The 12,532-nt window shown below is 53.6% G+C and carries 3 protein-coding genes; 2 read left to right on the forward strand and 1 reads right to left on the reverse strand.

From position 1 onward, the window contains the following. The first annotated feature begins 65 nt into the window (after positions 1–65). Both EL111_RS07400 and EL111_RS07405 read left to right on the forward strand, forming a co-directional pair. Positions 66–863, forward strand: coding sequence for a Cof-type HAD-IIB family hydrolase (locus EL111_RS07400; protein ID WP_123795831.1), 798 nt, complete (start codon positions 66–68; stop codon positions 861–863). 62 nt (positions 864–925) lie between these two features. Further along, the gene (locus EL111_RS07405) at positions 926–3,205 is read left to right on the forward strand and encodes a DNA internalization-related competence protein ComEC/Rec2 (protein WP_123795829.1); all 2,280 of its coding nucleotides are present in this window, start codon (positions 926–928) and stop codon (positions 3,203–3,205) included. 346 nt (positions 3,206–3,551) lie between these two features. Here EL111_RS07405 and EL111_RS10565 read toward each other — a convergent pair whose 3' ends face one another. Then, positions 3,552–12,512, reverse strand: coding sequence for a YadA-like family protein (locus EL111_RS10565; protein ID WP_164715654.1), 8,961 nt, complete (start codon positions 12,510–12,512; stop codon positions 3,552–3,554). Between the last annotated feature and the right edge of the window lie 20 nt (positions 12,513–12,532).

Raw genomic sequence — 12,532 nt, forward strand, 5'->3', positions numbered from 1 at the left:
TAGCCTGTTAAGCGTTACGAATGTTACAATGAGGCCGTCTGCAAAATGCCCGTAGGAAGCCGTTTATGTTCACGCCCAAAATCATTTTTTTCGACATCGACGACACGCTTTACCGTAAAGAGAGCGATACCGTCCGCCCCTCGGTTGCCCTTGCATTGCGCGCCTTGAAAGCACGCGGTATCCTGACCGCGATTGCAACGGGCAGGCCGCCTGTTGCCATTCCTCCCAAAATTAAAGCCCTGATTGCCGAAACCGGTACGGATATGCTGGTTACCATCAACGGCCAGTATGTCGAGTTTCGCGGCAAGCCCCTGCACACCGCTGCCATGAATACCGATACCCTTGCCGCCATGGCTGCCTATTTCGACGGCAAAAACATTCCTTATGCCTTTGTCAACCATGCCGAAATCGCCGTTTCCGAACCCGTACCGCAAGTAGAAACCGCCTTGGCAGACATTCTGCCCGTACACCCTACCGACAAATATTATTTCCGCACCGCGCCCGTATATCAAATGCTGGCTTTCTATTCTGCCGACCGCGATCAGGAAGTGGCCGGCGACATTGCGGCGGCCGGTCTGCAAACCGTACGCTGGCACAAGCAGGCGGTTGATATGCTGCCTGTCGGGCATTCGAAAGCCCAAGGCATTACCGCCGCCATCGCCAAGCTCGGTATCGCCATGCAAGATGTCATGGCTTTCGGCGACGGCTTAAACGATGTCGAAATGCTGCAAAGCGTCGGTTTCGGCGTGGCAATGGGCAACGGTGCGGCAGCCGCCAAAGCTGCGGCGCGCCATATCTGCCCGAGTGTAGATGAAGACGGCGTTTACCGCGGGCTGAAAGACTTAGGGATTATCGACGGCTAGCCCTGCTTTCCTGTGATGGCCGTCTGCAAAATATCCGGTATTGCTTTTCCTTCCTGCGGCTTATGAATCCAAACCGTCCGTTTTCCATACCCGCAACCCTGCTCCGCTTCATATTGCCGTGCTGGGTAATCGGCGTGGTGCTTTCTTTCGCGCTTCCCGCCATACCGCATTGGGCGGTATGGCCGTCTGCATTTGCCCTGTTGGCGGCGGCAGGATTGCGGTGGCGCACGGCGTGGCTGCTGCTTGTCCTGCTGCTCGGCACGGGCTACGGCGTATGGCGTACCGAAAATGCCCTCTCTGCCCAATGGCCGCTGCACCGCTCGGAGGCGGCCGAGCTGACCATCGAAGTTGCCGACATTCCCCGCATCAATGAAAAACGGGTTCAATTTACCGCCACTGCCCGCCATTCTTCCGGACAAACATTCACCCTGCTGCTTTCAGACTACCAACTGCGCGACTGGGCAGTCGGCAGCCGCTGGCAGGTTTCCGCGCGGGTACGTCCCGTAATCGGAGAAGTCAACCTGCGCGGTTTCAACCGCGAAACATGGGCGCTGGCAAACGGTATCGGCGGCGTGGGAACGATCGGCAAAGTCCGCCAACCGCTGGCAGACGGCAGCCGCGCAAACCTTACCGCCCTCAGGGAAACCGTCAGCCGCCGCTGGCAGCATACTCCCGAGTACGGTCATGATTTTGCAGACGGCATTGCCCTGATGCGCGCCTTAAGCATAGGCGAACAATCCGCCCTGCGCCCCGAATTGTGGCAGGCGTTCCGTCCTTTGGGGCTGACACATCTGGTCAGCATTTCGGGGCTGCACGTTACCATGATTGCGCTGATGGCAGGCTGGCTGGTCAAACAATTCTTGCGCCGCCTGCCCTTTACCCCTGCCAAACCCCGCCTGTGGATACTGTTCGGCGGCTTAAGCGCTGCGCTGCTTTACGCGGGCATGGCGGGATTCGGCGTACCGACCCAACGCAGCATACTGATGCTGGCCGCCTTTGCTTGGACATGGTGGCGCAGCCGTACATCATCAGTATGGGCAGGCTGGTGGCAGGCACTCGCCGCCGTGTTATTACTCGATCCCCTTTCCGTATTGGGCGTAGGAACTTGGCTGTCGTTCGGTTTGGTTGCCGCCTTAATTTGGGGCAGCTCGGGCCGTCTGCAAATACGCGGTTTGCAGACGGCCTTGCGCGGGCAATGGGCGGCTTCGGTATGCTCCATCGTCTTACTCGGCCATCTGTTTGCCGCCCTGCCCTTAATCAGCCCGATAATCAACGCCATCGCCATTCCGTGGTTTTCATGGGTGTTAACCCCTTTGGCATTATCCGCTTCCGCTCTACCGTTTACCCCCTTGCAATGGACGGCGGCAGCCTTGGCAGAATATACCCTGCGCTTTTTATTATGGCTTGCCGCATACGCCCCCGAATGGCCGGTTGCCGCCGCCCCGCTGCCGCTTACCCTGTTTGCAGCCGCTGCTTCCCTACTAATCCTGTTACCTCGCGGCTTGGGTTTGCGCCCGCTGGCATGGCTGGTGCTGGCCGCCTTTGTCTTTTACCGCCCCGAAAAAGTCGAAACAGGCCGTCTGCAAATCACCGTTATGGATTCAGGCCAAGGCTTATCCGTATTACTCCAAACCGCCCGCCGCACTCTGCTGTTCGATACCGCCACCCTTCCTACCGCCGTTTCCAACATCATTCCCACCTTAAATGCCCTCGGCATACGCCGCTTGGACGCACTCGTCCTCTCCCATCACGACAACGACCACGATGGCGGTTTTGCCGCCGTACAACAATACACGCAACCGGCAACCCTCTGGGCAGGCCAACCCGAATACTATCCCAACGCGCAACCGTGCCGCCGCCAACAATGGCAATGGGACAACGTATGGTTTGAATTTCTTACCCTGCCCGCACACGACAACCAAGCAGACAACGACCAAAGCTGCATCTTACGCGCAGTTGCCGGCGGAGAAGCTATTTTACTGACCGGCGATTTGGCCAAAAAAGGCGAGCTGGCCTTGCTCGAGCAATACGGCAGCAAACTGTACAGCCAAGTGTTAATATTGGGGCACCACGGCAGCAACAGCGCATCTTCAGGAACTTTTCTCAACACCGTTTCACCGCAATATGCCGTTGCCTCCAGCGGCTACGGCAATGCCTACGGACACCCGACACCCGCCGTACAAACCCGCGTCAGCGCACACGGCATTACTCTGCTCCGCACCGACCAATCCGGCGCGTTGCGGTTTGAACTCGGCAGCGGCGAACCCTATCGGGGCCGTCTGCAAAAACACAAGTTTTACTGGCAGAAAAAACCATTCGATTACTATAGTCGAATAAAATAAGAATGAGACAAGGCAGCGAAGCCGCAGACAGTACACATAGTACGGCAAGGCAAAGCAACGCTGTATCATTCTTATTTTAAATGACTATAGCCTCAACCCTGCACGTCGATGCCGCCCCGCCATCCGTCCAAACTTTTCCAAACATCAAAATCCTCCCCTGCTTGTCGCTTGTTCCCGCTACACCACAACCGTTTCCATTTCACCCAACCCCAAACGCAGACGGCAGGCGATAGCAACCCTATCCGCCCAATCATCATTTTCTTCCAATCCGTCATAAAAAAAGACCATAAAAAAAACAGGGCGCGAACGCCCTGTTTTACTTTGCTCGGAAATTAATCCTGCTTGATTACCATTGGTACAACGCACCTGCACCGATACCAACGTTACCGTTGCTGTTGGCAGAGAAGTTACCTTTGATAATCCAGTTACCGCCGTCGCTCATAGACGACAGACCGATTGCCATCGCAGATTCGCCACCATAGTAGCCACCGCCGATACCCAAACCGGTTGCGCCCGGACGGGTAACTTGCGGGATAGAGCCTTGTGCAATCGCACCGGCAACACCTGCATTGGCTTTCTTACCGACATTGTCAATATCGTTTTTCAGTTGGCCCAAACCATGTTTCAACTGATTCACGTTAACAGCGTCTGTACCGTTTACACCCGGCGCAACATTGGTAATGCGGACCGGTTCGCCGTTGGCATTACCGATAGCGATGTTACCTTCGCCGTCAGCACCAATTTTCGGACCGTTTTCGCCGCCAACTTGGAGCGTATCGACTTTGATGTCTTTCGCCAAGTTGTATACCACAGCGTTGTCGTCAGCAGATTTGCTGATGGCAATATTGCCGTCAGTATTTTTCATATCCACTGTCGAACCCGGTTTCACCACAGAACCGTTTTCACCTTGAGCAGTCAGCGTGAAGCCGGAATTGTTGATTGCTTTGGCAATGTCGTCAGCAGTTGCCAATTTGCCTTCATTTCCGGCCGGAACTTGTACTTGGCCATTGGCATGTTCAAATTCCGTTGTGTGTACTGTCAAGCCTTTACCCGGCTCGTTGGTAATGGTTGTACCGTCAACTTTCACAGACAAGTCGTAGTTGGTCACGCCGGTAGCAGGATGTACGGTTTCGCGTACAGTAACCGAATCATCAGCAGAAGATACTGTGCTCTTCGCACCTTTCACCGCTGCATTCAACTGACTCATGTTTACTGCATCGTCCGGATTCACACCGGCTTTAACACCTGTGATCGTCTTACCGCCTGCATCGAGACCGTCAACAGTCAGGCTCGGGCCGCCGGCAATGGTCAGACCTTTGCCGTCCAGCGTTGCATTACCGGTAGTTACGCTGTCCAGTACCAAGTCTTTGGCAATGTCAACGGTGTAAGTAACATCGTTGTCGCCGTCACGTTTGCCGTGGGTTACGGTAACGTTGTCGCTGCCTGCTTTCACATTGGTACCTTCGGCGTTTACGGTGTAGATAGACTCACCGTTTGCACCGACTGTATGCGTAACATTGGCTACGTTGGTACCTGCGCGTACTTCAGACTTGGTTACGCCGGCCAGCGCGTTTTGCAGGTCGCCTACGTTAACTGCATTGTTCAGCATATCGCCGGAAGCGTTAATCAAGGCTACCTGATTACCGTCTTCGTCTTTCAGACCGCTTTCCAAGTTGACGATTTGTACCGGAGCACCTTGATCGCCTCGACCCAGATGGATGTTGCCTTTAGGCGTAACATCAATCTTCGTATCGCCGAAGGACAGGGAACCTGTTTCACCCAAGTTTACGTCTTTGTTCAACTGGATGGTCAGGGTGCTGCCGCCGTCTGCTACTACGTTGATGTTGCCTTGTGCAGAAACGAAGCTCGAAGTATCACCTTTTGCTTTATCGCCCACAATGTGAACTGTGCTGTTCAGTTTGTGCGGGTTCAGGGTATCGCTGTTGTTACCGGTGAAGTACAGACCGTCGTTCAGGGTCGCTACTTCTTCCTCATCACCATTCGGCTTGGTGTAGATGATGCGGGTCTTGCTCTTGCCGTCTACACCGTCGTTACCATCAAGACCTTTTTCGCCTTTACCCATGGTGAGGCTTGCATCTTTACCGTCTACGCCGTCTTTGCCGTTAACACCGTCCAAACCACGGAAGGTGATTGCGTCAGGGACGATTGTAATGCCGTCCACACCATCACGACCGTCTTCGCCGTGGAAGGTAATGGCGTCAGGCGTCAGACTGATACCGTCTTTGCCGTCTTTACCGTTGATGCCGATAAAGCCGTCTTTACCGTCTTTACCGTCTTTGCCCAAACCACCGAAGGTTACTCGGTCGTCTGTTGAGTAAGTGATGTTGCCGTCTGCTGTGTGCTCGACAATCATGTTCTTACCGGCAATCAGGGTTACGGTTTCACCTGCTCCGATGAACTCGCCGTCTGCAAGTGAGGCATCTGTGGTGTTCTTACCGTCTTTAGCTTTGTCCGCTTTCAGCGTGAAGCCTGATTTGCCTACTGCTTCGTTTACGGCAAGTTTCAGGTCGCCTACGTTAACAGCGTTGTTGTTAATCGTATCCGGTGCGTCTGTGATGGTGAAGGTATTGCCTGCTTCATCTTTCAGACCGCTGTCCAGATTTACGATTTGTACAGCTTCTGTACCGTCTTTGCCTTTACCCAGATTGATGTTGCCTTTTTCGGTTACGTCAATCTTCGTATCGCCGAAGGACAGGGAACCTGTTTCACCCAAGTTTACGTCTTTGTTCAACTGGATGGTCAGGGTGCTGCCGCCGTCTGCTACTACGTTGATGTTGCCTTGTGCAGAAACGAAGCTCGAAGTATCACCTTTTGCTTTATCGCCCACAATGTGAACTGTGCTGTTCAGTTTGTGCGGGTTCAGGGTATCGCTGTTGTTACCGGTGAAGTACAGACCGTCGTTCAGGGTCGCTACTTCTTCCTCATCACCATTCGGCTTGGTGTAGATGATGCGGGTCTTGCTCTTGCCGTCTACACCGTCGTTACCATCAAGACCTTTTTCGCCTTTACCCATGGTGAGGCTTGCATCTTTACCGTCTACGCCGTCTTTGCCGTTAACACCGTCCAAACCACGGAAGGTGATTGCGTCAGGGACGATTGTAATGCCGTCCACACCATCACGACCGTCTTCGCCGTGGAAGGTAATGGCGTCAGGCGTCAGACTGATACCGTCTTTGCCGTCTTTACCGTTGATGCCGATAAAGCCGTCTTTACCGTCTTTACCGTCTTTGCCCAAACCACCGAAGGTTACTCGGTCGTCTGTTGAGTAAGTGATGTTGCCGTCTGCTGTGTGCTCGACAATCATGTTCTTACCGGCAATCAGGGTTACGGTTTCACCTGCTCCGATGAACTCGCCGTCTGCAAGTGAGGCATCTGTGGTGTTCTTACCGTCTTTAGCTTTGTCCGCTTTCAGCGTGAAGCCTGATTTGCCTACTGCTTCGTTTACGGCAAGTTTCAGGTCGCCTACGTTAACAGCATTGTTGTTAATCGTATCCGGTGCGTCTGTGATGGTGAAGGTATTGCCTGCTTCATCTTTCAGACCGCTGTCCAGATTTACGATTTGTACAGCTTCTGTACCGTCTTTGCCTTTACCCAGATTGATGTTGCCTTTTTCGGTTACGTCAATCTTCGTATCGCCGAAGGACAGGGAGCCTGTTTCACCCAAGTTTACGTCTTTGTTCAATTGGATGGTCAGGGTGCTGCCGCCGTCTGCTACTACGTTGATGTTGCCTGCTGCGGAAAGGAAGCTGTCTGAAGTCGCTTTGTCTACGCCTTCGCCTTCAATGGTAACCAGACTGTTGAGTTTGTGTTTGTTCTCAACGTCGTTGTTACCGGTAAAGCGCAAGCCGTCTTCCAGCGTGGCCAGTTGTTTGCCGTCAAATTCAAGACGCAGTTCGCTTTCGCCGTCGCGGCCGTCCAAGCCGTTGGCGCCGTCCAAGCCCGGTAAGCCGTCAACCATTTTGAGGCTGCCGCTTTGGCCGTCTTCGCCGTTCTTGCCGTGGAAGACGATGGCTTCAGGGGTGATGGTTACGCTGTCGCCGTCTGCGCCGTTAACGCCCAGCGAGCCGTCTTGACCGTCTTTGCCCGGACCGATGTCCACTTTGTGTGACAAGCTCACTTCGAGGGCTTTGCTGCCGTCCTCGTTGGTTACAACGTTGGTGTTGATGTTGCCGTCACCTTTGATTTGGGCGGTTGTACCCAAGTCTTGTTTGAACTCGTTGCCGTTCTCGTCTTTCAGACCGTAGGCATCGGCGCTCACTTCTTTAACGGTTGTTTTCAGGTCACCTACGTTTACGGCGTTGTTCAACTGGTCGCCTGCGGCATCAGCTATGCTGAAGGTGCTGCCGTCAGGATTTTCCAAACCGCTCTTCAGGTTAACGATTTGTACCGGGCCGCCTGTGGTCGAGCCTTCACCCAGATGGATTGCGCCGTCTGTGTTGCTGCTGATGACAGGACCTGTGGTGTCGCCAAACTGTACGCTGTTGAAGTTCACATCGTCTTTAGTGGCGTAGGTGAAGGTTTGACCGTCTTGTACCAAGGTCAGGTTTTTGCCTGCTTGGAAGGTTACGGTTTCACCCGGTTTCACCAATTCGCTAGATGCACCTGTGGCGTTCTCGCCCGCTGCGGTAACGTTCCAGCCTGAGTTGTTGATGGTGTTCACAACATCGTTTGCTGACAATACCATGGTATCGCCGCCTTCGATGTTACCTGCTACGCCCAAGCCGTTGATAACGGGTGCGTCTGCTTTCGGTACGTTTACGTTGTAGATGGTTTGACCGTTGTCGCCTGTCGAGGTCGTTACGTCCGCTAAGCCGCTGCCTGCTACTTCTACGGTAGAGGCTTTGATTGCGTCTTTCAGGTCGCCTACGTTAACAGCATTGTTGTTAATCGTATCCGGTGCGTCTGTGATGGTGAAGGTATTGCCTGCTTCATCTTTCAGACCGCTGTCCAGATTTACGATTTGTACAGCTTCTGTACCGTCTTTGCCTTTACCCAGATTGATGTTGCCTTTTTCGGTTACGTCAATCTTCGTATCGCCGAAGGACAGGGAGCCTGTTTCACCCAAGTTTACGTCTTTGTTCAATTGGATGGTCAGGGTGCTGCCGCCGTCTGCTACTACGTTGATGTTGCCTGCTGCGGAAAGGAAGCTGTCTGAAGTCGCTTTGTCTACGCCTTCGCCTTCAATGGTAACCAGACTGTTGAGTTTGTGTTTGTTCTCAACGTCGTTGTTACCGGTAAAGCGCAAGCCGTCTTCCAGCGTGGCCAGTTGTTTGCCGTCAAATTCAAGACGCAGTTCGCTTTCGCCGTCGCGGCCGTCCAAGCCGTTGGCGCCGTCCAAGCCCGGTAAGCCGTCAACCATTTTGAGGCTGCCGCTTTGGCCGTCTTCGCCGTTCTTGCCGTGGAAGACGATGGCTTCAGGGGTGATGGTTACGCTGTCGCCGTCTGCGCCGTTAACGCCCAGCGAGCCGTCTTGACCGTCTTTGCCCGGACCGATGTCCACTTTGTGTGACAAGCTCACTTCGAGGGCTTTGCTGCCGTCCTCGTTGGTTACAACGTTGGTGTTGATGTTGCCGTCACCTTTGATTTGGGCGGTTGTACCCAAGTCTTGTTTGAACTCGTTGCCGTTCTCGTCTTTCAGACCGTAGGCATCGGCGCTCACTTCTTTAACGGTTGTTTTCAGGTCACCTACGTTTACGGCGTTGTTCAACTGGTCGCCTGCGGCATCAGCTATGCTGAAGGTGCTGCCGTCAGGATTTTCCAAACCGCTCTTCAGGTTAACGATTTGTACCGGGCCGCCTGTGGTCGAGCCTTCACCCAGATGGATTGCGCCGTCTGTGTTGCTGCTGATGACAGGACCTGTGGTGTCGCCAAACTGTACGCTGTTGAAGTTCACATCGTCTTTAGTGGCGTAGGTGAAGGTTTGACCGTCTTGTACCAAGGTCAGGTTTTTGCCTGCTTGGAAGGTTACGGTTTCACCCGGTTTCACCAATTCGCTAGATGCACCTGTGGCGTTCTCGCCCGCTGCGGTAACGTTCCAGCCTGAGTTGTTGATGGTGTTCACAACATCGTTTGCTGACAATACCATGGTATCGCCGCCTTCGATGTTACCTGCTACGCCCAAGCCGTTGATAACGGGTGCGTCTGCTTTCGGTACGTTTACGTTGTAGATGGTTTGACCGTTGTCGCCTGTCGAGGTCGTTACGTCCGCTAAGCCGCTGCCTGCTACTTCTACGGTAGAGGCTTTGATTGCGTCTTTCAGGTCGCCTACGTTAACAGCATTGTTGTTAATCGTATCCGGTGCGTCTGTGATGGTGAAGGTATTGCCTGCTTCATCTTTCAGACCGCTGTCCAGATTTACGATTTGTACAGCTTCTGTACCGTCTTTGCCTTTACCCAGATTGATGTTGCCTTTTTCGGTTACGTCAATCTTCGTATCGCCGAAGGACAGGGAGCCTGTTTCACCCAAGTTTACGTCTTTGTTCAATTGGATGGTCAGGGTGCTGCCGCCGTCTGCTACTACGTTGATGTTGCCTGCTGCGGAAAGGAAGCTGTCTGAAGTCGCTTTGTCTACGCCTTCGCCTTCAATGGTAACCAGACTGTTGAGTTTGTGTTTGTTCTCAACGTCGTTGTTACCGGTAAAGCGCAAGCCGTCTTCCAGCGTGGCCAGTTGTTTGCCGTCAAATTCAAGACGCAGTTCGCTTTCGCCGTCGCGGCCGTCCAAGCCGTTGGCGCCGTCCAAGCCCGGTAAGCCGTCAACCATTTTGAGGCTGCCGCTTTGGCCGTCTTCGCCGTTCTTGCCGTGGAAGACGATGGCTTCAGGGGTGATGGTTACGCTGTCGCCGTCTGCGCCGTTAACGCCCAGCGAGCCGTCTTGACCGTCTTTGCCCGGACCGATGTCCACTTTGTGTGACAAGCTCACTTCGAGGGCTTTGCTGCCGTCCTCGTTGGTTACAACGTTGGTGTTGATGTTGCCGTCACCTTTGATTTGGGCGGTTGTACCCAAGTCTTGTTTGAACTCGTTGCCGTTCTCGTCTTTCAGACCGTAGGCATCGGCGCTCACTTCTTTAACGGTTGTTTTCAGGTCACCTACGTTTACGGCGTTGTTCAACTGGTCGCCTGCGGCATCAGCTATGCTGAAGGTGCTGCCGTCAGGATTTTCCAAACCGCTCTTCAGGTTAACGATTTGTACCGGGCCGCCTGTGGTCGAGCCTTCACCCAGATGGATTGCGCCGTCTGTGTTGCTGCTGATGACAGGACCTGTGGTGTCGCCAAACTGTACGCTGTTGAAGTTCACATCGTCTTTAGTGGCGTAGGTGAAGGTTTGACCGTCTTGTACCAAGGTCAGGTTTTTGCCTGCTTGGAAGGTTACGGTTTCACCCGGTTTCACCAATTCGCTAGATGCACCTGTGGCGTTCTCGCCCGCTGCGGTAACGTTCCAGCCTGAGTTGTTGATGGTGTTCACAACATCGTTTGCTGACAATACCATGGTATCGCCGCCTTCGATGTTACCTGCTACGCCCAAGCCGTTGATAACGGGTGCGTCTGCTTTCGGTACGTTTACGTTGTAGATGGTTTGACCGTTGTCGCCTGTCGAGGTCGTTACGTCCGCTAAGCCGCTGCCTGCTACTTCTACGGTAGAGGCTTTGATTGCGTCTTTCAGGTCGCCTACGTTAACAGCATTGTTGTTAATCGTATCCGGTGCGTCTGTGATGGTGAAGGTATTGCCTGCTTCATCTTTCAGACCGCTGTCCAGATTTACGATTTGTACAGCTTCTGTACCGTCTTTGCCTTTACCCAGATTGATGTTGCCTTTTTCGGTTACGTCAATCTTCGTATCGCCGAAGGACAGGGAGCCTGTTTCACCCAAGTTTACGTCTTTGTTCAATTGGATGGTCAGGGTGCTGCCGCCGTCTGCTACTACGTTGATGTTGCCTGCTGCGGAAAGGAAGCTGTCTGAAGTCGCTTTGTCTACGCCTTCGCCTTCAATGGTAACCAGACTGTTGAGTTTGTGTTTGTTCTCAACGTCGTTGTTACCGGTAAAGCGCAAGCCGTCTTCCAGCGTGGCCAGTTGTTTGCCGTCAAATTCAAGACGCAGTTCGCTTTCGCCGTCGCGGCCGTCCAAGCCGTTGGCGCCGTCCAAGCCCGGTAAGCCGTCAACCATTTTGAGGCTGCCGCTTTGGCCGTCTTCGCCGTTCTTGCCGTGGAAGACGATGGCTTCAGGGGTGATGGTTACGCTGTCGCCGTCTGCGCCGTTAACGCCCAGCGAGCCGTCTTGACCGTCTTTGCCCGGACCGATGTCCACTTTGTGTGACAAGCTCACTTCGAGGGCTTTGCTGCCGTCCTCGTTGGTTACAACGTTGGTGTTGATGTTGCCGTCACCTTTGATTTGGGCGGTTGTACCCAAGTCTTGTTTGAACTCGTTGCCGTTCTCGTCTTTCAGACCGTAGGCATCGGCGCTCACTTCTTTAACGGTTGTTTTCAGGTCACCTACGTTTACGGCGTTGTTCAACTGGTCGCCTGCGGCATCAGCTATGCTGAAGGTGCTGCCGTCAGGATTTTCCAAACCGCTCTTCAGGTTAACGATTTGTACCGGGCCGCCTGTGGTCGAGCCTTCACCCAGATGGATTGCGCCGTCTGTGTTGCTGCTGATGACAGGACCTGTGGTGTCGCCAAACTGTACGCTGTTGAAGTTCACATCGTCTTTAGTGGCGTAGGTGAAGGTTTGGCCTTCTTGTACCAAGGTCAGGTTTTTGCCTGCTTGGAAGGTTACGGTTTCACCCGGTTTCACCAATTCGCTAGATGCACCTGTGGCGTTCTCGCCCGCTGCGGTAACGTTCCAGCCTGAGTTGTTGATGGTGTTCACAACATCGTTTGCTGACAATACCATGGTATCGCCGCCTTCGATGTTACCTGCTACGCCCAAGCCGTTGATAACGGGTGCGTCTGCTTTCGGTACGTTTACGTTGTAGATGGTTTGACCGTTGTCGCCTGTCGAGGTCGTTACGTCCGCTAAGCCGCTGCCTGCTACTTCTACGGTAGAGGCTTTGATTGCGTCTTTCAGGTCGCCTACGTTAACAGCATTGTTGTTAATCGTATCCGGTGCGTCTGTGATGGTGAAGGTATTGCCTGCTTCATCTTTCAGACCGCTGTCCAGATTTACGATTTGTACAGCTTCTGTACCGTCTTTGCCTTTACCCAGATTGATGTTGCCTTTTTCGGTTACGTCAATCTTCGTATCGCCGAAGGACAGGGAGCCTGTTTCACCCAAGTTTACGTCTTTGTTCAATTGGATGGTCAGGGTGCTGC

The sequence above is a fragment of the Neisseria animalis genome, assembly GCF_900636515.1.
In the GTDB taxonomy this organism is placed as follows: domain Bacteria; phylum Pseudomonadota; class Gammaproteobacteria; order Burkholderiales; family Neisseriaceae; genus Neisseria; species Neisseria animalis.